Below are 21,321 nucleotides of genomic sequence, written 5' to 3'. Positions count from 1 at the left end.
GGGCTCCTCGGTCAGGGCAGGGTGAGCAGGTCGGCGACCCGGACGGGCGCGCCGGTCTCCAGCGAGCGGTTGGCGGCCAGGCCGGTGAGCAGCGCGAGCGCGCCGTCGTACGCGGTGGCGGCACGGCCGAGCGGGTCGGGTTCGCCGCCGAGCAGCACCCGGGTCATCCGGGCGTCCGCGCCGCCGTGCCCGCGCCGGGTCCAGCCCTCCACTCCGATCTCCACCGGCGGCGCCCAGAACGGGCGCAGCGTGAGCCGGGCCGCGCCGCGTTCCACCGCGGCCTCGTCGCCGTGCAGCGCGGCGCCCTTGAGCGCGGACGCGCCGCCGGGGCTGACGTGGTCGCTCTCGGTGACCTCCAGTTCGAGGCGGCCCCGGCTGCCGTTCACCATCACCCGGTAGCCCTCCCAGGGGGCGTACGCGGTGAGGTGGTAGGTCATGGTCGCGCCGGTGGAGTAGCGGGCCAGCACCGCGAGGTCGTCCTCGATGGTCACGCCGGGGGCGAACACGTTGCGGTCCCGGTGGTAGCCGTCCTCGGCCTCGGCGTCGAGGTACAGCTCGCGCAGCCGGGGGTGCTCGGCCAGCCGCAGCGCGAACGGGTCGTCGGCGGCGGCGGGGGCGCCGTGCGCCCGGTCGTAGTCGCGGGCGTAGCCGTGCCGGCGGCCGGTCTCGCCGTAGAAGAACAGCCGGCCGGCCGCGTACACCTCGACCGGTCGGGCGTCCAGCCACCAGTTGACCAGGTCGAAGTGGTGGCTGGCCTTGTGCACGAGCAGGCCGCCGGAGGTGGCCTTGTCCCGGTGCCAGCGGCGGAAGTAGTCGGCGCCGTGCCGTACGTCCAGCAGCCACTCGAAGTGCACCGAGCCGATCTCGCCCACCGCGCCGTCGGCGAGCAGCCGGCGGAGCTGCTCGTGCAGCGGGTTGTAGCGGTAGTTGAACGCGACGGTGACCTGCCGGCCGGTCTCCGCGACCGCGTCCAGCACGCGCCGGCAGCGGGGCGCGTCGACGGTCATCGGCTTCTCGGTGACCACGTCGCAGCCGGCCCGCAGCGCGGCGGTCACGTACTCGTCGTGGGTGACGTCGACGCTGGTCACCAGCACCACGTCGACCCGCTCCTTCGCCAGCATGGCGGCGAAGTCGCCGGCGGCGTAGGTGGGCACCGTCGGGTGGCCGAGTTCGGCGAGCCAGCGGTTGTGCGCGTCCATCCGGGCCTGGTTCACGTCGGCCAGGGCGACCAGCTCTGCGGTGTCGGCGTGGTCGAGCGCGAGCGCGCGGACGAACATCTCGGCGCGCGCCCCGGCGCCGACCAGGGCGTGGCGGACCCGTTTCCGGGCCGGTGGTGACATGACGTCGGCCTCCCGCGGTTATGCAAAGGTTTGCAGCCGAAGAAACCACGTCGGCCGATACGACGTCAACGGTCGATGAACATCCCGCCCCATCAATCCGCATTGGTGCGTTTTTATGCACCCCCCGGGAGCGGTACCGCAATCGAGCCGTAACAATGGACCGTTGACACCGGCGCAACCGTTTGCATTAATTGGCGGCACCCCGTGACCCCCACCACATCGGACGAGGGAGCCCGCCGTGCCAGCCACCATCCGGGACGTCGCCCGGGCCTCCGGCGTGCACATCTCCACCGTCTCCCGCACGTTCTCGGCCCCGCACCTGGTCAACCCGGAGACCCGGGTCCGGGTGCTGGCCTGTGCGGAGGACCTCGGTTACCGGCCCAACCGGGCCGCCCGGGCCCTGATCACCGGCCGGACCCACAACATCGGCCTGATCGTGGCCGACATCGCCAACCCGTTCTTCCCGCCGCTGATCAAGGCGGCGGAGGGACAGGCCCGGCACCGCGACTACCACGTGTTCGTGGCCGACACCAACGAGGACGTGGCCGCCGAGGAGGACCTGGTCCACGCGCTCGCCAAACAGGTCGACGGCGTGCTGCTGTGCAGCCCCCGGATGAGCAACAGCCTGATCGAGCAGGTCAGCCGCGAGGTCCCGGTGGTGGTGATAAACCGCCAGGTCGCCGGCCTGCCCTGCGTGATGATGGACGTCGGGCAGGGCGCCCGGTCCGCGATCGAGCACCTGCTCGGCCTCGGTCACCGGCGGATCGCGTTGCTCGGTGGCCCGCGCGGCTCCTGGACCGCCCGGGAGATGCGCCGGGCCGCCTCGGCGGCCGCCCGGGGCGGCGGCGCCGAGCTGACCCTGCTCGGGCCCAACCAACCCACCGAGACCGGCGGCGGCGCGCTCGCCGACCAGGTACGCCGCAGCGGCGTCACCGCCGTGCTCGCCTACAACGACCTGATGGCGATCGGCCTGATCGAAGGGCTGGACGCGCTGGGGCTGCGGGTGCCACAGGACGTCAGCGTGGTCGGCGTCGACGACATCGCGTTGAGCCGGCTCACCCGCCCCAAGTTGACGACGGTGGCCACGCCGACCGCGGCCGCCGGCCGGACGGCCGTCGACATGCTGCTGCAACTCGACTCCGACGCGCCGCGTGGCGTGCGGGGCCGGGGCGCGTCGGCCGGCGACCGTCGCACCACCGCACAGGTAATGCTCCAGACCGTACTGGTCGTCCGCGACTCGACCGGGCCCGTTCCCGAGCCCGGTCGGGACGGCACCGGGGCCTGAGCAGGTGGCCCGGGCCCGCATAGCGGTGCGGACCCGGGCGACCCGTGGACGGCCGCCGGTGACGTCGTCGCCTCCCACAGCCGAGGAGTGAGCGCAGATGCACGCCGCAACGCCCCCCACCGCCGGCGCACCCGCCGGGCGGGATCACCGTACCCCCCTGTCTCGACGTCGATTCGTCCGCGGCCTGGCCGTCGTCGCGTTGGCCGCGCCGCTCGCGCTGGGCGCGGCCGGCTGCGGCGACGACGACGCCGCCGGTGACGGCGGCCCGGTCAAGCTCTCCGTCTTCTGGTGGGGCGGCGAGGCCCGGGCCAAGCTCACCGAGGACGCCCTGGCCCTCTACACCAAGAAGCACCCCGACGTGACGTTCGAGAAGACCTGGCAGGCCAACCAGGGCTACTTCGACAAGCTCGCCACGCTGACCGCCGGCGGCAACCCGCCCGACCTGTTCCAGATCGACGACAACTACCTGGCCGAGTACGCCGGCCGCAGCACCACGCTCGACCTGGGCAGCTACCGCGACTCCGGCAAGCTCGACGTGTCGAAGTTCCCGAAGAGCCTGCTGGAGTACGGCGTGGTCGACGGCAAGCTCGCCGGGGTGGCCGCCGGGGAGAACACCCAGGGCCTGGTCTACAACAAGACGCTGCTGACGAAGAACGGGCTGCCGGAGCCGACCACCGGGATGAGCTGGGAGGAGCACATCGCCTGGGCGGAGCAGGTGGCGAAGAAGACGAAGGTGCCCGGCACCCAGGACCCGAGCGCCGACTACAAGGCGCTCTGGGTCTGGCTGCGCCAGCAGGGCAAGGACCTGTACCGGGGCAAGGAACTCGGCTTCACGGTCGAGGACGTGACGAAGTGGTTCGAGCTGTGGAAGGGCGCCCGGGATCGGGGCGCCACCCCGACCGCGGACGTCATCCACCAGGGCAACGCCACCGACATCACCAAGCAGCTCGTGGTCACCGGCAAGGCGGCCACCTCCTGGGTCTGGGCCAACCAGATGCCGGACCTGAAGAAGAACACCAAGGACGAGCTGGGCGTGGTCGCCTACCCGGGTGACCCGAGCGCCCAGTGGGCCCGCGCCTCCATGTACTGGTCGGTGTTCAAGGGCAGCAAGCACCGCGACGTCGCGGTCGACGTGATCAACTTCCTGAACAACGACCCGGAGGCGGTGGCGCTGCTCGGCACCGACCGCGGCCTGCCCTCCAACATGGACCTGCGGGCCAAGGTCAGTGAGACCGCCACCGACCCGGCCATGAAGCAGTCCATCCAGGTCGAGTCCGAGCTGGCGCAGAAGTTCGGGCCGTCCCCGCAGGTCCCGATCAAGGGACACAGCAAGGTCAAGTCGGAGCTGACCAAGGCCGCCGAGAACGCCCAGTACGGCCGCGCCACCCCGGCCCAGGCGGCGGAGCAGTTCGTCACCGCCTGCAAAGCCGCGATCGCCTGACCCCTCGACGGAAAGGAACCGGACCCGTGGCCCTCACCACGGCGCCCGGCCGGAGCCCGCGAACCGGACCGGTCGGCCCCCGCCCCACGCGGCGCGGGGCCGGCCGGGCCCGGCTCGGCGAGGGCCTGGCAGGGTACGTCTTCCTCTCGCCCTGGCTCATCGGACTGATGGGCGTCACGGCGATCCCCATGCTGCTCTCGCTCTGGCTGAGCTTCACCGACTACGACATCCTCACCCCGCTGTCCGAGGTGCGCTGGGTCGGGCTGGCCAACTACGAGCGGATGTTCACCGCCGACCCGTCGTACTGGCACGCGGTGCGCGTCACGCTGACGTTCGCGCTGGTCGCCGTACCGTTGAAGCTCGCCGCCGCGCTCGGCGTGGCGCTGCTGCTCAACCGCACCTGGCGCGGCGTCGGGCTGTTCCGCGGCCTGTTCTACCTGCCGTCGCTGCTCGGCGGCAGCGTCGCGCTGGCCATCGTCTGGGTCAACATGTTCAACCGGGACGGCGCGTTCAACTCGTTCCTCGCGCTCTTCGGCATCGAGGGGCTGCCCTGGGTCGCCGACCCGGACTGGGCGCTCCAGACGCTGATGGTGCTGGCGATCTGGCAGTTCGGCGCGCCCATGGTGATCTTCCTGGCCGGGCTCAAGCAGGTCCCGGTCGAGCTGTACGAGGCGGCGGCCGTGGACGGCGCCGGCACCTGGCGACGGTTCCGCGCGGTCACCCTGCCCATGCTCTCCCCGGTGATCTTCTTCAACCTGGTGCTGGAGACCATCCACGGCTTCCAGGGCTTCACCGCCGCGTTCGTGCTCAGCAACGGCACCGGCGGCCCGGTCGACTCCACCCTGATGTACACGCTCAAGCTCTACATCTCCGGCTTCACCGACCTGGAGATGGGCTACGCCTCGGCGATGGCCTGGGTGTTCCTGCTGGCCATCGCGCTCATCACGGCCGTGTTCTTCAGCACCGGCCGGTTCTGGGTGCACTACTCGGACGGAGGGGACGACTCATGACCGCGGTGACCGCCGTCGCCGGCCGCCGCCGCCCGCGCAACCGGCAGGCGCTGCGCCTGGCGGTGCTCGTGGCGATCGTGGCGGTGGTGCTCTACCCGCTGATCTGGATGCTCGGCACCTCGGTCAAGTCGCCGGCCGAGATCGTCAACAACATCGGCCTGCTGCCGGCGGAGTTCACCCCCGGCAACTACACCGAGGGCTGGACGAACTTCGACGTCAGCTTCGGCCGGTTCTTCCTCAACAGCGCCATGGTCAGCCTGCTCACCGTGGTCGGCAACGCGCTGTCCTGCCTGCTGGCCGCGTACGCCCTGGGGCGGTTGCGGTTCCGGTTCCGCAAGGCGTGGTTCACCGTCATGATCGGCACCCTGCTGCTGCCCGGGCACGTGCTGATCGTGCCGCAGTACATCCTGTTCCGCAGCCTCGGCCTGGTCGGCGGCGACTGGCCGTACCTGCCGCTGCTCATCCCGCACTTCCTGGCCACCGAGGCGTTCTTCGTCTTCCTCATGGTGCAGTTCATGCGCGGCATCCCCCGCGAGCTGGACGAGGCCGCCAAGATCGACGGCGCGTCGCCGTACGGCGTCTTCCGGCACGTGATCCTGCCGCTGAGCCGCCCCGCGCTGGTCACCACCGCGATCTTCTCGTTCATCTGGACCTGGAACGACTTCTTCCGCCAACTGGTCTTCCTGTCCACGCTGGAGGACTACACCGTCCCGGTGGCGCTGACCCTGTTCATCGACTCGACCAGCCAGAGCGCGGTCGGCCCGATGTTCGCCATGTCGGTGCTGTCGCTGCTGCCGGTGTTCCTGTTCTTCCTCGCCTTCCAGCGGATGCTGGTCGAGGGCATCAACACCAGCGGGTTGAAGGGATGAGCGCCGAGGCCCCCCGCCGGGACTGGCGGGACACCGTGGCCGAGGCGGCCGACCTGGCGCTGCTCGGCCTCGCCGTGGCGGCGGCGTCGCTGCCGGTGCTCACGCTCGCCCCGGCCGTCGCCACCGCCTCCGCCGCGCTGCACGACCGGTCCGTCACCGGGAGCTGGCCGCCGGCCCGGACCAGCCTGACCCGGTTCGGCCGCGCGGTGCCCGCCGGCACGGCGGTCAGCGCCGTCGCGCTCGCGGTCGCCGCGCTGCTCGCCGTCGACCTGCTGGCACTGGCCACCGACCGGGTGCCCGGCGGCGGGCCCGCCCTGGCGGTCACCGCCGTCGTGGTCGCGGCAGTGCTCGGGTACGCCGGCCTGGTCGCCGTCGCGGTCGGACGCACCGGAGGGCGGGGCTGGCGTCGCGCCGCCGGCGAGGTGGCCCGCGTCTGCGCCCGACACCCCGGCGGCTGGGCCGCCGCGGCCGGGATCGGCGGGCTCGCCGCGCTGCTCGCCGCGCTCGTCACCCCGGTGGCGGTGCCGATCCTCGGCGGGTACGCCCTCGCCGCGCTGCACGCGGTGGACGCCCGACGCCGGGCGCGCGCCCACTCCGCCGCGCTCGGGCCGGAGGCGTCGTGACCGCTGATCCCGGGGATGAGCGGCTGGTCGTGGCCGGGGTCGAGGTGGCCCGCTACCTGGTCCGCCCCGACCTCGACCCGCGCCACGGCCCCCGGCCCTACCTGCATCCGGTGCGCACCCGCGCCGGCACCCCGGTCACCGACGCGCTCCCGGCCGACCACCTCTGGCACCTCGGCGCGTCCCTCACCGTGCCGGACGTGGCCGGCGCCAACTTCTGGGGCGGCCGGACGTACGTGCGCGGCACCGGCTACACCTGGCGGGACGACCACGGCGTCATCGCCCACACCGGCTGGCGGGAACGGGCCGCCGACCGGCTCGACCACGACCTCGACTGGCGGGACGCCGACGGCCGGACGCTGCTGCGCGAGCACCGCCGGCTCACCGCCGCGCCGGCCGGCGACGACGCCTGGTGGCTCGACCTGTCCGCCACCTTCACGTCCGCCACCGGCGCCGACGTCCACCTGGGCAGCCCGGCCACCAACGGTCGCCCCGGCGGCGCCGGCTACGGCGGCTTCTTCTGGCGGGCCGTCGCCGGCCCGGAACCCCGGGTGTGCACCGTGGACGCGGTCGGCGAGGAGGAGGTCAACGGCTCGGCCGCGCCCTGGCTGGCGCTGTCCGGCACCGCGCCCGGCGGTGCCGCGTACACGCTGGTGTTCAGCGGGCTCGGGCCGGGCGACAGGTGGTTCGTCCGCACCGCCATGTACCCGGGCGTCTGCGTCGCGTACGCGTTCGACCGCCCGGCGGTGGTCGCCGCCGACCGGCCGCGCCGCAACCGGCACCGGGTGCTCGTCGTCGACGGCCACCTGGACCGGGCCGAGGTCGCGGAACGGATGGCGGCTGCCGCATGACCGGCCCGGAGGTCGCCTGCGTGGGGGAGACCATGGTGGTGCTCGCGCCCGACGACGGCGGGCCGCTGGAGCACGCCGACCGGCTGGCGGTCGGCGTCGGCGGCGCGGAGTCCAACGTGGCCATGGGGCTGGCCCGGCTCGGCCACCGCGCCGCCTGGGTCAGCCGGGTCGGCGACGACCCGTTCGGCCGCCGGGTGGTCGCCGAGATCGCCGCCGCCGGCGTGGACGTCCGCGCGGTCACGGTCGACCCGGCCGCGCCGACCGGCGTCTACCTCAAGGATCCCGGCCCGGCCGGCACCCGCGTGCACTACCACCGCGCCGGGTCCGCGGCGAGCCGCCTCGGCGCGTCGGACCTGGCCGACCCGCGGCTGGCCGGGGTGCGGCTGCTGCACCTGTCCGGGATCACCGCCGCGCTCTCCGACTCCTGCCGGGAGCTGCTCGCGCACGCGCTGGCCGGGCGGGCGCTGCCCGGGGCCCGGACCACGTTCGACGTGAACCACCGTCCGGCGCTCTGGCCCGCCGACCGGGCCGCGCCGGCGCTGCGGGACCTGGCCGACCGCGCCGACGTGGTGCTCGTCGGGCTGGACGAGGCGGCGACGCTGTGGGGCAGCGCCGACCCGGCCGCCGTCCGCGACCTGCTGCCCGGGCCGGAGCTGGTGGTGGTCAAGGACGGGCCGGTCGGCGCGACCGCGCTGCCGCGTACCGGGCCGGCGGTCTTCGTGCCGACGCCCCCGGTGGACGTGGTGGAGCCGGTCGGCGCCGGGGACGCGTTCGCCGCCGGCTTCCTCGCCGGGCTGCTGCGCGACCTCGACCTGCGCGCCTGCCTGCGGATGGGGCATCTCACCGCCGCGCCGGTGCTGGCCACGCCGGGCGACACCGCGCCGCCGCCCGATCCGGCCGGGATCGCCCGGGCGCTGGCGCTGACGGACCGGGAATGGGCGGCGCCGGCAAGGCGGCGCGACGAGGGGAGCGGCACATGACCGAGCACGACTTCGCACCGCTGTTCGGCGACGGGCGGGTCATGGTGATCCTGCGCGACCTGCCGCCGGAGGAGACGGTCCGGCTCGCGGAGCTGGCCTGGGATCTCGGCATCGGCGTGGTGGAGGTCCCGATCCGTACCCCCGCGGCGGTGCCCGCGCTGAGCGCCGCGGTCACCGCCGGACGTCGCCGGGACCGGCTCGTCGGCGCCGGCACGGTCCGGACCCCGGCGCAGGTCCGCCAGGCGATGAGCGCCGGCGCGGCGTTCACCGTCGCCCCCGGCCTGGACCTGGCCGTCGCGGACACGGCGCGCGGCTACGGCATTCCGCACCTGCCCGGCGTGGCCACCCCGACCGAGGCGCAGCGGGCGCTCGAGCACGGCCTGGTCTGGCTCAAGGCGTTCCCGGCGGTCAGTCTCGGCCCGGCCTGGTTCCGGGCGGTCGCCGGGCCGCTGCCGGAGGCACGGTTCGTGGCCACCGGCGGCATCGACGCCGGCAACGCGGGCGACTTCCTGGCCGCCGGCGTACGCGTGGTGGCGGTCGGCTCGGCGCTCACCGACCCGGCACAGCTCCCGCGCCTGGCCGCGCTCGCCACCGGCGACCCGGTCAGCTGACGGTGCGGCCGGACGTCGTCGCGGTGGTCCGCACCGCCTTGACGATCGCCGGGATCGAGCCGACCAGCAGCACCAGCGCCCAGATGATCGCCACCACCGCGAAGACCACCGCGCCCAGGTCGTCGACGACGCTGACCAGGATCACCGGCACCAGGCCGTGCAGGAACTGCAACACCAGGGTGCACAGCAGCGTGGTCGTCGCCAGCAGCACCAGCCCCTTGTTGCGCAGGAAGCGCGGCTGCGCGGCCAGCAGCAGCCCGGCCCAGACCAGCTTGAGCAGCAGCGCCAGCCCGAGCAGCACGGCCGCGTCGCCGACCGGGAAGAACCCCCACACCGCGAGGTACGCCAGCGTGCCGAACGGGACCGCCAGGAACAGCGAGACCATCACCGTCAGCTCGACGAACGCGACGACCAGCAGCACCAGCGACACCAGCAGCAGCACCACCGAGAAGACCAGCGTGGCCGCGCCCTGCACCCGGCCCTGGACCCGGTCGGGCAGCACCAGGCTCAGCGCGAACAGCCCGGTGGTCCAGAGCGCCACCACGTCGATCAGCGCCAGGTAGCCGGTGCCCCGACCGGACGGCTCGGCCACCGCGCCGACGTCGCCCAGCTCGACGCCGAGCCCGCCGGCGCTGTCCCGCAGCGCGGCGCCCGCGTCCCCGCCGCCGGTCAGCGCCGCCGCGCCCAGCTCCACGCCGACCACCAGCGCCACCGCCAGCAGCGCCAGCAGCAGGAACGGCTTCCGCAGCTCACCCATGTCGCGCCTCCCGGCGGTCGGGCCCGGTCAGGACCGGGCGAGCGTGACCGTGCACCCGCCACCTCCCGGGCACCGCAGGAGCACCTCGGTCTCCCGGTCCACCGCCACCGTCGCCACCGTCGCCCCGTCCGGCCCCGGCGTGACCTCGTCGGTGACCATGACGTCCGCGTCGCCGGGCGCGCGGGCGGTCACCTCGAACGGCGTCGCGCCGCGCAGCACCAGCGTGCGCAGCGCGCCCGGGTCGGCGACGCGCAGCCGGCAGGTGGCGCCGAACGCGACCACCACCCCGTCGGCGGTGGCGGTCGGGGCGGTGGCCGGCGGCACGCACGCCACGCCCACCGTCGCCGGGTCCACCGTGCCGGCGCCGCGTCCTAGCCGGGCCAGTGGTCCCGGCCCGGCGGCCGGATCACCGGGGCCGTCGGGCCGCCCGGCCACCGCCACCACGTAGAGCACCACCAGCAACGCGGCCAGCGCGATCACCAGCAGCTTCTGCCGACCACTCATGGTTGGCCGACCGGGGTGAACCGGATCTGATCGACGCCGGCGAAGTAGCGGTCGGTGCCCTGGGTCCGGCTCACCACCACCAGCGTCAGCTTGTGCGTGCCCCGGGTCAGCTCCAGCGTGCCCACCGCCACGTCGTCGGTGCGCACCACGGTCGGTGTGAAGCCGAGGAACGTGTCGCCCACCTGCCGGCCGTCGACCAGCCAGATGGTGTTCGCGTAGTCGAACGAGGTGGTGCGCACGGTGGAGAACCGCCAGGCGCCGTCCGCCGGTAGGTCCACCGGCACGGTCACCCGGTCACCGACCGCCCGGCCCAGGAAGAACAGTTGCGCGTCGCCGGACCACGTCACGTCGCAGCAGTTCTCCTGCGCCACCACCTCGGCCTTCGCGGCAGTGGTGGACCGGACCTCGGCGGCGGCCACCAGCGTCTCCGCCTCCACCGTCACCGGTCGGGCCTGCGGCGTCGGCGGGGTGTCCGGGCCGCGGGTCACCAGCCAGACCGCCACGCCGGTCACCACCAGCAGCAGCACCGCCGCGGCGGCCAGCCACGGCCACGGCGTCCGCTTCGGCGGCGCGACCGCCCGCACGTCGTACGTCACCCGGCCGCTGGAGCGGGAACTCTCCTCCGGGGCGGTGTTCGCCGAGTACGCGAACCCGGTCATGTCGTACCGCCGGGGCGGGGTGCCGGCCGGCACGGCGAGCCGGACCAGCACCGACACCGAGCCCTGACCGGGCACCACCCGCTGCGGCTCGGTGACCGTGAACCAGGCCCGCTGGCTGCCCTCGCCGGGCGCCACGTCGAACACCACGGTGTCCGGCGCCGGGCCCGGGTTGGACACGGTGAAGGTCAACTCCCCGGCGTTGCGGGCGTCCAGGGTGAACTGTTCGGCGGCGGCGACGACGGTCCATTCGGTGGTCATGACGGCTCCTCCGGCGGCTCGTGGGACGGGGGTGGGGGCACGGACGCCCGGCCGACCGCGCGTACCGGCCCGGGCGGGGACGGGTCGTCGGGCAGGCCGACCACCTCGACGGTGACCGCCGCCGGTTTCTCCGCCTCGACGATCCGGCCGATCAGCGTCAGCCGGTCCGCGGCGGCCGGCGGCACGCGCACCACCAGGTGGAACGGCCGGTCGGCCGGTTCGTCCAGCACGAACCCGGTCACCCCGGTGGCCAGCTCCAGCGCGGTGCGCATCCCGTACGGGGTGCCGCGCCAGCGGGCCAGCAGCGCGCCGTGCGCGACCAGGTCCCGTAGCCGGCCCAGCGGCAGCGGCGGTGGCGCGTCGGCGCGCGGCGCGGCGACCACGTGGTCCATCGCCACCCAGCGCGTCAGGTACGCCACGAACCCGTCCGGCGTCCGGTACGGCCCGAACAGCGCGTCGACGTCGGCGAGCACCGCCTCGTCCGGGGCGTGCAGCGCCTCCATCACGTCCAGCAGCGCGCCCAGCACGCTGCCCGGGCCGGCGGCCCGCTGGTACGCGGCCGGCAACAGCCGCTCAATCGCGGTTCGGCGCATCCTGCCGCACCACCTCGATGTCGTGCTCGCCGGAGCAGAGCAGCCAGGTGCCGGGGACGGTGACCACGTCGGCGGTGGCCTGGTTGGCGCTGGCCGTCCAGTCCTCGCCGTCGCCGCTGCGGTACACGCCGCGCTCGCCGCCGGCCAGCACCAGCCGACCGGCGCCGGACGGGTCGGTCGGCGCGGTGGCGGCGATGGCGTCCACCGGCGAGAACCGGGTCCGGTCCCGCAGCGGCAGCCCGCAGTTGACCATCACCGGCCGCCACTGCGGCTGCCCGGCGAGGGTGTCCAGCCGGACCACGCCGCCGCTCTGTGTGGCCGCCAGCGCCAGCGGCCCGCTGAACGCCAGGTCCCGGCAGGTGCCGCCGATCCAGCCGGCGGCCATCGACTGCCACTGCACGTCGGACTCGAACAGCCGGGTGCGGTGCGCGCCCTGGCCGGGTTTCTTCGGGTCCGGCTCGCCCGCGCCGCACCACAGCAGCGTGGCCGGGCCGTCGTACTGCACCGCGAGGACCCGGTTGTCCACGTTGGCCAGGCCGACGTGGCTGAACGTGCCGGGGCGGCCGGCCGCGACGGACAGGTAGACGCCGAAGCCGGCCTGCGCGGCGACCGCCACGCCGGGCGCGCCGCGCTCGGAGACGAACGACCGCACCGCGTAGAACCCGCGGTCGGCGTCGGCCGGGTCGACCAGGATCTGCAACGGCACCGCGCCGGGCAGCAGCGGCACCTCGTACAGGCCCGCGTCGGTGGCCAGCAGCAGCGCGCCGGTGCCGTCCCGGTCGATCCAGGCCAGGTCCCGCACGCCGGAGTCGAGGTCGGTGAGCAGCGTCCACGTCTCGCCCAGGTCGGTGCTCAGCCGGACCCGGGAGCCGCCGGCGTCGCGCGCGGTCACCACCGCCACCGAACCGGCCCGGGGCACCACGCCGGGGCGGGTCGGGGCGGGCGCGGGCGCCACCCGGACCACCGTCTCGTCGTCGAACCGGCCGGCCGGCTCCCAGCCCGCGCCCGCGTCGGTCGAGCGGAACAGCACCGGCCCGCGCCCGGCGTACCAGGTGTCCGGCTGGTACTGGTCCACCGCGACGGTCCGCACCTGCGCGTCCGGCGCCTCGTCGACCACGAACCGCACCGACTCGACGTACCGCACGCCCGGCTCGGCGTGCTCCAGCATCCGGTAGACGTTCGACGCGCGCAGCGGCTCACCGAACGCCCAGCCGGTCGGGTTGAGCGTCGTGGGCAGCGGGCTGAGCGTCTGGTGCAGCCGGTCGTGGATGCGCCGGCGGACCGCGTCCACGTCCTCCTCGCGGCGCACCACCACCCGGGCCCGGACCGAGACCGCCTTGTAGCGGGCCCAGCCGGCCCGCACCGCCGTGCCCAGCGCGCGGCGGCGTTCCAGGTCGGCCTCGACCCGGCGGCGCGCCTCCTCGACCTCGTGCTCGCGCAGCACCGCCACCGGCAGCCGGCCGCCGGGACGGGCCGCCTCCGGCACGTACGGCACCAGCACCACCTCCACCTCGCCCGGCCGGGCGAAGCTGTAGACGGCGGCCCGGGTGAACGCCCGCGCCCGCGCCACCGCGCCGGAGCCGGTGGCGAGGACCTCGAAGTCGCGGGCGGTGACCGCGCGCTGCTGGGCGAAGAACTCGTACGGCCCGCGGGCCAGCACCGACTCCAGCGACTCCAGTTCCCGGCCGCCGGTGGCCGGCAGCGGGTTCGCCACCCGCAGCCCCGGCAGCGGGTCGCGCAGGCTGGTCAGCACGCCGGCGGCCACGTTCCCGGCCGGCCCGCCGCCGCACCGGTACCAGAGCCGCACCTGCCGCCCGGCCGGTGGCACCGCCGCCACCGTGGTCACCCCGGCCGTCCCCTCGTCGGCCGGGGCGCTCCCGGTGTCGCTCCCGGCGGCCGGCCCGCTCCCGTCGCCGGTGGCCGGGCGCAGGTCCAGCGCGGGCGCGAACGTGACCACCCCGGAGGCGCGGTCGACCAGATAGACCCTGGCCTGCGGGCCGACGCCGGCGAAGCTGTCCACCGGCCGCCAGATCTCGTACGTGCGTCCCTCGTGCTCGCGGGCCGCGGCGCCCAGCTCCACCGAGCCGGCCGGCACCTCCACGCCGAGCAGCAGGTCCAGCGCCTCGGTGGTGCGGGTCAGCGGCGCGCGGGCGGCCCGGAACGTCTGACCCGGCTGGCCGGTGCCGGTGCCCAGCAGCTCCGCGTCGACCGGCTCGCAGTGGTGCACGCGTACCGTCGTCTCGGTCTCGCCGGCGGCCAGCAGGGCCGGTTCGGTGGTCACGAAGACGACCGGCCGGGGGTCGGCGCCGCGGGCCGCGGCGATCCGGGTGCCGGCCGGCACCCGCACCGGGCCGCGGTCGGGGCCGGTGCGGGTCAGGCGCACGTCCGCCCAGGCCGCCGCCGGCGGGTGCCGGGTCGCGCCGAGCAGGTTCAGGAACGCCACGTACGCCTTCTCCGGCAACTGGTTCAGCCGGTAGATCATCACCTCGGTCAGGTAGGCGAACGCCTCCAGCAACGCCATCCCCGGGTCGTGCGCGGACAGGTCGGTCCAGTCCGGGCAGGAGCGGCGGATCCGTTCCCGGGCCTCGGTGACCAGGTCGAGGAAGGCGCGGTCGTCCAGGTGCGGCACCGGCAGCGTCATGGCGTGGCCTCCTCACCGGGCCGGCCGGCGGCGCTGCCGCCGGGCCGGTCGCCCGGGTCGTCGGGCTCGTCGTCGGGCTCGTCGTCGGGCTCGTCGTCGGGCGGCAGCAGGTCGACGGAGAAGACGAGCTGGCCGGGGGAGAGGCTGGCCCGCACCCGGTAGTCCAGCCGGATCACCAGGCGCCACGGGTCGTCCGGGTCCGGTCCGGCGTCCACGTCGAGCACCTCCACCCGCGGCTCCCAACGCCGGATCGCCTGCCGCACATAGTGGATGGCCAGGCCGGCGGTGGTGTCGTCGTTCGGCGCGAAGACCAACCGGTGCAGCCGCGACCCGTACCCGGGACGCATCAACCGCTCGCCCGGCGTGGTGGACAGCAGCAGGCACAGCGCCTGGCGTACCGTCTCGTCGCCCTCGGTCATGGCGAGCCCGCCGGCCGCGGTCAACGCCAGGCCGCCGGCGCGGCCGGCGTCGAAGCCGGCGCCGACGAAGCGGAACGCCCTCATCGGTCCGCCCCCAGGAACATCTGCCGCGGGTCGCGGACCTGGTGGTGCACGGTCCCCGGCGGCGTGCCGTCGGTGAGGCCGTCCAGGTGCGACAGCACCACCGGCTGCCGGTCCACCCGCAACCAGGCGCTGTAGCCGACCGTCACGGTCATCGTGTGCAGGCAGGGTTTGACCGTCGGGCCGTAGTTCGGGCAGGCGGTGACGTCCCGCCCCACCGGGTCGGGCCGCACCAGCACCGGCACGCCCCGCACGGTGACCCAGTGCTGCGACGGGCGGTTCGTCACCCGCCCGTCGTGGCCGCAGGTGATCAACGAGTCGCGGTGGATCCAGCGCATCAGCCACCTCCGGAGGAACGGGCGAGCGTACGGGCCTGGGCGGCGGCGGTCTGCGCGTCCTCGACCGCCGGGGCGTGCAGGAAGTCGACGGTCTTCGCGCGCACCACCATGGCCCGGCCGGGCGCGGAGAGCACCAGGTCACCGGCCGCGTGCACGGTGGTCAGTTCGGGACGCAGCTCGACGAAGCTGCCCGCGTCGGTCGCCAGCCGCAGCGTGCGCCCGTCGTCGTCGATCACGATGGACTGGCCGGTGCCGGTCCGCATCGACCAGCGGCGGGACCGGCCGGAGACGATCCCCGCGTCGTACGGCTCGACGGCGCCGAACAGCGAACCGAGCACCACGCCCGAGGTCGGCTCACCGCCGGGCAACGCCACCAGCACGGTGTCCTCCGGGTCGGGCAGCGCGACGATCCCCTTGCCCCGGCCCGCGCCCGGACACAGCACGGCGAGCCAGCCGGCGTCCAGGTCCCCGTACGCGGGCAGCGTCACCCGGGCCCGGCCCAGCCCGTCCGGGTCGTCGACGGCGGTGACCGTGCCGAGCGTGACGGTCGCCGCCGGCGGCGCCGCGACCGGCGGCGGCTCGGGCGGGGCGGTGGAGAACCGGGTCAGGTGGCCGTCCGCGTCCACCGTGTGCACCACCTCGGTCAGCACGTACACGCCGGCCACCGGATCCGGGACGCCGGCCAACGCGATCCGCCGGCCCGGCCGCAACGCCGGGTCACCCTCGGCCGTGCCCTCGACCGTGACCAGCGCGGCGACCCGCGCGTCCAGCCCGGCCTGGGCCAGCGCGGCCAGCTCGTCGTCGCTGCGCCCCGGCTGGTCCACCGCGGTACGCACCCCGGCCGCGCCGACGTCGCCCGGCTCCGGGCGCAGCGGGATCCGCCGCCCGCTGCGCGCCTCACCGGCCCGCTGCCCGAGCGGCTCGGCGCGCTGCGGGTGCCAGCCCAGCGCCGCGCACTCCGCCCCGGCCCGGTCCAGGTTCTCGACGATCCGCAGCGCGTGCACGGTCCCGCCGAGCGTCAACGGCACCGGCTCGCCGTGGCCGTCGAGGGTGAGCAGCCGCAGCCGGTCCCCGTCCACGCCCAGGTGCAGCCCGGCCCGGCCGGCCACCTCGCACAGCAGCTCCAGGTCGGTGTGCCGGTGCTGGAGCAGCCGGTCCAGGCGCGGCCCGTCGACCTCGGCGACCACCGCCAGCCCCAGCCCGGCGCACAGCTCCCCGGCCAGCTCGGCGGCCGTCACCGACTCGAACACCCGCAGCTCCTGCCGCTTGCGCAGCCGGTGCAGCGGGTCGTACGCCCGGATTCGCAGCAGCGCGGCGCCGTCGCCCGCGTACTCCACCTCGACGGCGGTCACCTCGCCGGTGAAGAACGCGTCCGGGTGGCCGTCGAGGCGGACGTCGAGCGCCGCGCCGGGGCGTACCGGTGGGTCGAGGGCACCCGGGCCGGGCGCGGTGGCCAGCGCCAGCTCGCACTGCGTCGGCCGGTCCAGCCGGGCGGCGACCCGGACCCCGCGCAGCCGCGTCGGGTCGGCCAGCGGCCGGCCGTCCACGCGTACCGCCGCCGCCCGGTTCACCGCACGCCTCCGGTCGTCGCGTGGTGCGCCCCCGGCAGGCCGTGGCCGGGATCGTCATGGCTGCCACGCTCCACCGACGCAGGCGCGGTCACGGCGTACCTCCCGTCGTGGTGGTGGCGTCGAGCGGAGGCGTGGCGAGGACGGACGCCGGGACCGCCAGCGCGGTGCCGGCCGGCACCGTGAGCGGGTCGGTGATCCGGTTGTGTTCGGCGAGCAGCCGCCAGCGCAGCGGGGACCCCAACGCGTCGTGGGCGAGCAGGTCGAAGCGCACACCCGACCAGCCCGGCTCGGCCGCGCCGTCCGCGGCGGCCACCACCGCCGAGCCGGGCGTCACGGTCGGGGTGCTCGCCGCGGCCAGCTCCGCCTCGAAGCCGGCCTGCGCCGCCTCGGCGCTCTCCGCCACCCGGACCAGCCGTAGCCGCAGCCAGGAACGCCGGGGCGTGCCGGTGAGCGTGAACGCGTCGAAGCGTTCCGCGATCGCCGCGATCACGCCCGGCACGTTCCAGGTCTTGCCCCAGACCAGCCGGACCAGCGGCGGACGCGGCCAGCCGTGCTCGACGGTGGAGTTCTCGGCGAGCATCCACAGCGGACGGGTCAGCGCGCGGACGTCGTCGGGGCGGGCCGGGGACTCCACGAAGTCGATGTCGAAGAGCAGGTCCAGCACCAGTTCGGTGCGCCCGCCGCCGGTGAAGACCAACGGGTCGTCGGCGAGGCCGGCGCCGGTGAGCGACCCGTCCGGTCCGCCGCGCGGGCGTATCCCGGCCAGCCGGGTGACCTGCACGGTCTCCGGATTGAGCAGGCAGTCGACCCGGGTGCCCGACTCGTCCACGAGGAAGGCGACGCGTTCCATCAGCCACCCGCCTGTTCCCGGTCCAGCAGGGCGTCCCGGAACCGGGCGCCCCGCGCGGCCGACGCCCGGGGCGAGGGCTCGTCCGGCAGCGCCGGCCACGGGTCCCGCCCGGCCGTTCCGGCATCCGTCCCGCTCGCACCGGTCGGCCGCCCCACCCCGGACGGTCGCCCGGCGTCGCCGGCCCGGCCCGCGCCGGTCTCGTCCGGCAGGGCCGGCCACGGGGCGACCGCACGGCGCAGGCCCGCGTCGTGCGCCGTCGGCGGCGTCAACGGGTGCGGGCGCCGCCACGACAGCGGCACCGGAAACTCGCCGCGCCCCGGGTCGCCCCGGTCGTGTCCGGTCCGGTCGTGTCCGCCCCGGTCGCGTCCGCCCCGGTCGTGTCCGCCCCGGTCGTGTCCGCCCCGGTCGTGTCCGCCCCGGTCGTGTCCGCTCCGGTCGTGCCCGTCGGCCGATCCGCGCGGCGCGGGGGCGAGCGAGAGCGGACGGACGGCCTCGCGAATCGGCCAACCGTCCGCACCGGCGCGCGTCGGCCTGCCGGTGGCGTCGGCCCGGCGTCGTTCCCGGCCGTCACGCCGGGAGTCGGCCGCCGCGCGTCGACCCGCCGCCCCCGACCAGGCCCCATCGGGTACGTCCACCCGGTCCGCGTCCTGGTCGGGCCATTCCGCACGCCGCGCATGCCGCCCCGATCGACCAACTCCCGTCGACCCCGTCGCGCGGGCTGACCCGGCCGCGACGCTCGACCCTGGCGTGCCGTCGTGACCGTGCGTGCCGTGGCCCGGTGTGCCGCCGTGACCGGGCGTGCCTTCGTGACTCGGCGTACCGTCGTGACCGGGCGCGCTGTTCCGTCCCGATGCGCCGACCGAACCGGCCGCGTGGCCCGCCCACCCGGCGTGGCCCGACCACCCGGCATCGCCCGGCCAACGGGCGTCGCTCGGCCACCCGGTGTCGCTCGGCCACCCGGTGTCGCTCGGCCATCTGGGGTCGGCCGACCATCGCGTATCGGTGGACCACCGCGTGCCGGCCGGGCCTGGGGCATCGTCCCGCCCCGGCCTTTGGTGGCCTGTCGGGAGGCCGCCGCCGAACGCCGCGGAGACTCCGGAAGCCGCCGCGTCGGGCGCCACCGATCCGGCTCCTCGGGACCCGGCTCCTCGGGACCCGGCTCCTCGGGACCCGGCTCCTCGGGACCCGGCTCCTCGGGGTCCGGCGCCCGCTGTGGGTTCGGAGGGCACCGCCCCGGGCGTGGACCACGTCGGGTCGGCCCCGGCCGGCGGCGTACCCCGGCCTGCCGGTCCCGTGCCGCCCGATTCCCATCCCGTCGGCGCGCTCGCCGCCCCGGCGCCCGCTTCCCCCGGATCGGGGAACAACTCCCCGTCGATCCACGGCGTCCCGCCGTCCGGATCGGAGCCGATCACCGCCGCACTCGCCCCGTCCAGGCGCCACCACCACCCACCACCCGCCGCGCCGCCACTGGACGGGACACTCGTCCCAGTGCTCGGGAGTTGTCGGAGATCTTGGTAGGAACCGGCCCCCGGGAGGGCGCTTCCGTACCACGATCTCGGCGAACCGGGCCGCCGGCCAGCGCCGACACCGCCGGTCGGACCCGCCCGCCACCCGCGCCACAGCCGTCCCGCCCAGCCCCACCCCACGCCGGCCCTCGCGGATCGTCCGGTGATCAAGGAGTTCGTGTCGGCCGCGAGGCCGGAGCCGACGCCAACTCCTTGATCACCGCCGGAGGGCGGGGGGTGGGGGTGGGGGAGGTCCAGGAGGAGGCCGGGGGCGTGGGCGGCCACCAGGCGGAGCCAGTGTTCGGGGGGTTCGCCGGGGCGGCGCGACGGCAGGGCCGCCGGCGGCACGGCGGGAGGCCGGTGGGCGTCGGGTGACGGGTCCGTCAGGCGGTCGGCGGTGGCCCGCAACGCGCGGGCCAGCCGGTCACGCGGTCGCCGGGGCGGTCGCACTGCCGGACTCCAGCTCCAGCCCCTCGTACGCCAGGGTCAGCGCCTCGATGGCGATCTCCTGGGAGAGGGTGTTCAGGTGGGCGCCCCGCCACCGGGTCGGCCAAGCGTTGATCATGTTCCAGCGCAGCACCTCGGCGGTGCCGGCCGGGTCGAGCAGCACCACCGAGACGTTGCGCCGGTTGACCGTGCCCTTCGCCGCCGCGTTCACCCAGTCCCACAGCTCCCGGGCGTTGGTCAGGCCGAAGTGGAGCGTCACCGGCGCGTACTCGACCTGCCCGGGCACGGCACGGATGCGCTCGTTGCCGGCCTCCCGGTACGCCAGCGACGGGATCGCCACCTCGAAGCCGCTGACCTCGGTGAAGTGCCCGTTGGTGATGCCGTTGATGAGCAGCTTGAAGTGGTACGCCCGGTACGGGTCGACGGGCGCGCCCGGCTGCGGGGTGGCCGTGGTCGGCATGTCAGCCTCCGATCGTCTCGGTCTCGGTGCCGCCGGCCCACTGGCTCAGCTTGAACACCACGAACTCCGCGGGCTTGACCACCGCGATGCCGATGTGCGCCACCACCATCCCGGCGTCGCGCACGTCGGCCGGGTTGGTCTCCTCGTCGCACTTGACGAAGAACGCCTCCTCCGGCGTACGGCCGAGCAGCGCGCCGTCGCGCCACACCCGGGTCAGGAACGCGCCGATGTCGCGCCGGATCGAGCGCCACAGCGTGAAGTCGTTCGGTTCGAACACCATCCACCGGGTGCCGTTGGCGATGGCCTGCTCGATGGAGATGGCGAGCCGCCGCACGTTCAGGTAGCGCCACTCGCTGGCCTCGGCGGCGAGCGTCCGGGCGCCCCAGAGCCGGATGCCCTCGCCGGCGAAGAACCGGATCACGTTGACGCCCTTGGGGTTGAGCACGTCGTGCTCCGGCCGGGTGACCCGGTACGCCAGGTCGACCGCGCCGCGTACCGGCTCGTTGGCCGGGGCCTTGTGCACGCCACGCAACGCGTCGGTGCGGGCCCAGATGCCGGCCACGTGCCCGCTCGGCGGGGTGAGCACCAGGTCGCCGCCGAGCGGGTCGCGGACCCGGATCCAGGGGAAGTAGAAGGCGGCGAAGTCGGACTGCCGGGGCCGGTCGCCGCCGGTGCCGGGCGCGTCGTCGTCGCTGTCCTTCGGCGTACCCTCGGCGGGTTTGCCGGTGGTGGGCTTGCCGGGCGTGGCGACCCGGGTGAGCCGGGAGACGTCGGTGACCTCGGGCGGCGGGTCGCAGATCGCCACCATGGTGCGCAGCCGCTCGGCGGTGCTGATCAGCGCCTCGTGCGACACCGGGTCGTGGTAGCCGGGCGCGGCCAGGATGGCGATCTCGTCGATCGCCTCCAGCAGTTGCAGGCCGCCGCGCCGCCCACCGGTGCCGGTGAGTTGGCCGCCCTCGCCGACGTTGACCACCCAGCACCGGGTGCCGCCGTTGTCCAGGAAGCCGAAGACGGCCCGGGCCAGCGGGGTGCTCTCCAGGTGCTCGCCGTCGGCGTAGAGGCGCAGGAACTCGGTCCAGCTGTTGACCGCCATCGGCCGGTCGACGTGGGCGGTGCGGTCCGGCGCGACCCCGACGAAGGCGGCCGTGCTGGTGCCGACCGGGCCGATGGGGCGGGCCCCGGAGGGCACCTCCTCGACGTAGATGCCGGGGGAGAAGTAGGTGGGCATCGG

Annotated in this window: 21 protein-coding genes; 8 read left to right on the top strand and 13 right to left on the bottom strand. The window is 75.3% G+C overall.

Features of this window, described 5'->3' with window-relative positions:
• Positions 1-11: 11 nt before the first annotated feature.
• On the bottom strand, positions 12-1,340 hold the full coding sequence (locus OG767_RS18755; protein WP_405089738.1) for a Gfo/Idh/MocA family protein: 1,329 nt from the start codon (positions 1,338-1,340) through the stop codon (positions 12-14).
• Between the two features lie 238 nt (positions 1,341-1,578).
• On the opposite strand from OG767_RS18755, the gene OG767_RS18750 reads away from it, so the two are divergent.
• From OG767_RS18750 to OG767_RS18715, 8 genes are all read left to right on the top strand, one after another.
• Positions 1,579-2,625, top strand: a complete 1,047-nt coding sequence (locus OG767_RS18750) for a LacI family DNA-binding transcriptional regulator (RefSeq protein ID WP_405089737.1) — start codon at positions 1,579-1,581, stop codon at positions 2,623-2,625.
• Between the two features lie 97 nt (positions 2,626-2,722).
• Positions 2,723-4,066 carry an ABC transporter substrate-binding protein gene (locus OG767_RS18745; protein WP_405089736.1) on the top strand — a complete coding sequence of 448 codons (1,344 nt, stop codon included), beginning with the start codon at positions 2,723-2,725 and terminating at the stop codon, positions 4,064-4,066.
• Between the two features lie 26 nt (positions 4,067-4,092).
• Entirely contained in the window at positions 4,093-5,076 is a 984-nt protein-coding gene (locus tag OG767_RS18740) for a carbohydrate ABC transporter permease (RefSeq protein ID WP_281941823.1), read from the top strand.
• Positions 5,073-5,945 (top strand): carbohydrate ABC transporter permease, encoded by an 873-nt coding sequence (locus OG767_RS18735; protein WP_405089735.1) that lies wholly within the window; start codon positions 5,073-5,075, stop codon positions 5,943-5,945. The genes OG767_RS18740 and OG767_RS18735 overlap by 4 nt, the downstream gene beginning before the upstream one ends.
• Complete coding sequence (locus OG767_RS18730) at positions 5,942-6,568, top strand: hypothetical protein (protein WP_405089734.1); 627 nt, start codon at positions 5,942-5,944, stop codon at positions 6,566-6,568. The genes OG767_RS18735 and OG767_RS18730 overlap by 4 nt, the downstream gene beginning before the upstream one ends.
• On the top strand, positions 6,565-7,416 hold the full coding sequence (locus OG767_RS18725) for a PmoA family protein (RefSeq protein WP_405089733.1): 852 nt from the start codon (positions 6,565-6,567) through the stop codon (positions 7,414-7,416). The genes OG767_RS18730 and OG767_RS18725 overlap by 4 nt, the downstream gene beginning before the upstream one ends.
• Positions 7,413-8,396: a sugar kinase gene (locus OG767_RS18720; RefSeq protein ID WP_405089732.1), complete on the top strand. Its 984-nt coding sequence runs from the start codon at positions 7,413-7,415 to the stop codon at positions 8,394-8,396. Before OG767_RS18725 ends, OG767_RS18720 begins: the two co-directional genes overlap by 4 nt.
• On the top strand, positions 8,393-9,007 hold the full coding sequence (locus OG767_RS18715; protein WP_405089731.1) for a bifunctional 4-hydroxy-2-oxoglutarate aldolase/2-dehydro-3-deoxy-phosphogluconate aldolase: 615 nt from the start codon (positions 8,393-8,395) through the stop codon (positions 9,005-9,007). Before OG767_RS18720 ends, OG767_RS18715 begins: the two co-directional genes overlap by 4 nt.
• Here the strand turns inward: OG767_RS18715 and OG767_RS18710 are convergent.
• The 12 genes from OG767_RS18710 to OG767_RS18655 form a co-directional block, all read right to left on the bottom strand.
• Positions 9,000-9,764 carry a hypothetical protein gene (locus OG767_RS18710; protein ID WP_405089730.1) on the bottom strand — a complete coding sequence of 255 codons (765 nt, stop codon included), beginning with the start codon at positions 9,762-9,764 and terminating at the stop codon, positions 9,000-9,002. The genes OG767_RS18715 and OG767_RS18710 overlap by 8 nt on opposite strands.
• A gap of 27 nt (positions 9,765-9,791) precedes the next feature.
• Positions 9,792-10,268 carry a hypothetical protein gene (locus OG767_RS18705; RefSeq protein ID WP_405089729.1) on the bottom strand — a complete coding sequence of 159 codons (477 nt, stop codon included), beginning with the start codon at positions 10,266-10,268 and terminating at the stop codon, positions 9,792-9,794.
• Entirely contained in the window at positions 10,265-11,185 is a 921-nt protein-coding gene (locus OG767_RS18700; RefSeq protein ID WP_405089728.1) for a hypothetical protein, read from the bottom strand. Before OG767_RS18700 ends, OG767_RS18705 begins: the two co-directional genes overlap by 4 nt.
• The gene (locus OG767_RS18695) at positions 11,182-11,778 is read right to left on the bottom strand and encodes a phage tail protein (protein WP_405089727.1); all 597 of its coding nucleotides are present in this window, start codon (positions 11,776-11,778) and stop codon (positions 11,182-11,184) included. Before OG767_RS18695 ends, OG767_RS18700 begins: the two co-directional genes overlap by 4 nt.
• Positions 11,759-14,419: a putative baseplate assembly protein gene (locus tag OG767_RS18690; RefSeq protein ID WP_405089726.1), complete on the bottom strand. Its 2,661-nt coding sequence runs from the start codon at positions 14,417-14,419 to the stop codon at positions 11,759-11,761. The genes OG767_RS18695 and OG767_RS18690 overlap by 20 nt, the downstream gene beginning before the upstream one ends.
• Positions 14,416-14,922, bottom strand: a complete 507-nt coding sequence (locus OG767_RS18685; RefSeq protein ID WP_405089725.1) for a GPW/gp25 family protein — start codon at positions 14,920-14,922, stop codon at positions 14,416-14,418. The genes OG767_RS18690 and OG767_RS18685 overlap by 4 nt, the downstream gene beginning before the upstream one ends.
• Positions 14,919-15,257: a hypothetical protein gene (locus tag OG767_RS18680; RefSeq protein ID WP_405089724.1), complete on the bottom strand. Its 339-nt coding sequence runs from the start codon at positions 15,255-15,257 to the stop codon at positions 14,919-14,921. The genes OG767_RS18685 and OG767_RS18680 overlap by 4 nt, the downstream gene beginning before the upstream one ends.
• The gene (locus OG767_RS18675; RefSeq protein ID WP_405089723.1) at positions 15,257-16,828 is read right to left on the bottom strand and encodes a phage baseplate assembly protein V; all 1,572 of its coding nucleotides are present in this window, start codon (positions 16,826-16,828) and stop codon (positions 15,257-15,259) included. Before OG767_RS18675 ends, OG767_RS18680 begins: the two co-directional genes overlap by 1 nt.
• A gap of 88 nt (positions 16,829-16,916) precedes the next feature.
• The gene (locus OG767_RS18670; protein ID WP_405089722.1) at positions 16,917-17,678 is read right to left on the bottom strand and encodes a hypothetical protein; all 762 of its coding nucleotides are present in this window, start codon (positions 17,676-17,678) and stop codon (positions 16,917-16,919) included.
• The gene (locus tag OG767_RS18665; protein WP_405089721.1) at positions 17,678-17,977 is read right to left on the bottom strand and encodes a hypothetical protein; all 300 of its coding nucleotides are present in this window, start codon (positions 17,975-17,977) and stop codon (positions 17,678-17,680) included. Before OG767_RS18665 ends, OG767_RS18670 begins: the two co-directional genes overlap by 1 nt.
• Before the next feature lie 1,630 nt (positions 17,978-19,607).
• Positions 19,608-20,090, bottom strand: coding sequence for a phage tail protein (locus tag OG767_RS18660; RefSeq protein ID WP_281941795.1), 483 nt, complete (start codon positions 20,088-20,090; stop codon positions 19,608-19,610).
• 1 nt (position 20,091) lies between these two features.
• The gene (locus OG767_RS18655; protein WP_405089720.1) at positions 20,092-21,318 is read right to left on the bottom strand and encodes a phage tail sheath family protein; all 1,227 of its coding nucleotides are present in this window, start codon (positions 21,316-21,318) and stop codon (positions 20,092-20,094) included.
• Positions 21,319-21,321 lie beyond the last annotated feature (3 nt).

It is taken from the genome of Micromonospora sp. NBC_01392, from assembly GCF_045040125.1.
GTDB lineage: Bacteria > Actinomycetota > Actinomycetes > Mycobacteriales > Micromonosporaceae > Micromonospora.
The sequence above is the reverse complement of the archived record's forward strand: the minus strand, read 5'-3'. Positions and strand labels throughout refer to the sequence as shown.

What these genes read in the sequence shown, in the direction of transcription:
- OG767_RS18755 (WP_405089738.1), bottom strand. Translation starts at nt 1,340, where the DNA reads ATGTCACCACCGGCCCGGAAACGGGTCCGCCACGCCCTGGTCGGCGCC.
- OG767_RS18745 (WP_405089736.1), top strand. Translation starts at nt 2,723, where the DNA reads ATGCACGCCGCAACGCCCCCCACCGCCGGCGCACCCGCCGGGCGGGAT.
- OG767_RS18735 (WP_405089735.1), top strand. Translation starts at nt 5,073, where the DNA reads ATGACCGCGGTGACCGCCGTCGCCGGCCGCCGCCGCCCGCGCAACCGG.
- OG767_RS18730 (WP_405089734.1), top strand. Translation starts at nt 5,942, where the DNA reads ATGAGCGCCGAGGCCCCCCGCCGGGACTGGCGGGACACCGTGGCCGAG.
- OG767_RS18720 (WP_405089732.1), top strand. Translation starts at nt 7,413, where the DNA reads ATGACCGGCCCGGAGGTCGCCTGCGTGGGGGAGACCATGGTGGTGCTC.
- OG767_RS18715 (WP_405089731.1), top strand. Translation starts at nt 8,393, where the DNA reads ATGACCGAGCACGACTTCGCACCGCTGTTCGGCGACGGGCGGGTCATG.
- OG767_RS18710 (WP_405089730.1), bottom strand. Translation starts at nt 9,764, where the DNA reads ATGGGTGAGCTGCGGAAGCCGTTCCTGCTGCTGGCGCTGCTGGCGGTG.
- OG767_RS18705 (WP_405089729.1), bottom strand. Translation starts at nt 10,268, where the DNA reads ATGAGTGGTCGGCAGAAGCTGCTGGTGATCGCGCTGGCCGCGTTGCTG.
- OG767_RS18700 (WP_405089728.1), bottom strand. Translation starts at nt 11,185, where the DNA reads ATGACCACCGAATGGACCGTCGTCGCCGCCGCCGAACAGTTCACCCTG.
- OG767_RS18695 (WP_405089727.1), bottom strand. Translation starts at nt 11,778, where the DNA reads ATGCGCCGAACCGCGATTGAGCGGCTGTTGCCGGCCGCGTACCAGCGG.
- OG767_RS18690 (WP_405089726.1), bottom strand. Translation starts at nt 14,419, where the DNA reads ATGACGCTGCCGGTGCCGCACCTGGACGACCGCGCCTTCCTCGACCTG.
- OG767_RS18685 (WP_405089725.1), bottom strand. Translation starts at nt 14,922, where the DNA reads ATGAGGGCGTTCCGCTTCGTCGGCGCCGGCTTCGACGCCGGCCGCGCC.
- OG767_RS18680 (WP_405089724.1), bottom strand. Translation starts at nt 15,257, where the DNA reads ATGCGCTGGATCCACCGCGACTCGTTGATCACCTGCGGCCACGACGGG.
- OG767_RS18670 (WP_405089722.1), bottom strand. Translation starts at nt 17,678, where the DNA reads ATGGAACGCGTCGCCTTCCTCGTGGACGAGTCGGGCACCCGGGTCGAC.
- OG767_RS18660 (WP_281941795.1), bottom strand. Translation starts at nt 20,090, where the DNA reads ATGCCGACCACGGCCACCCCGCAGCCGGGCGCGCCCGTCGACCCGTAC.
- OG767_RS18655 (WP_405089720.1), bottom strand. Translation starts at nt 21,318, where the DNA reads ATGCCCACCTACTTCTCCCCCGGCATCTACGTCGAGGAGGTGCCCTCC.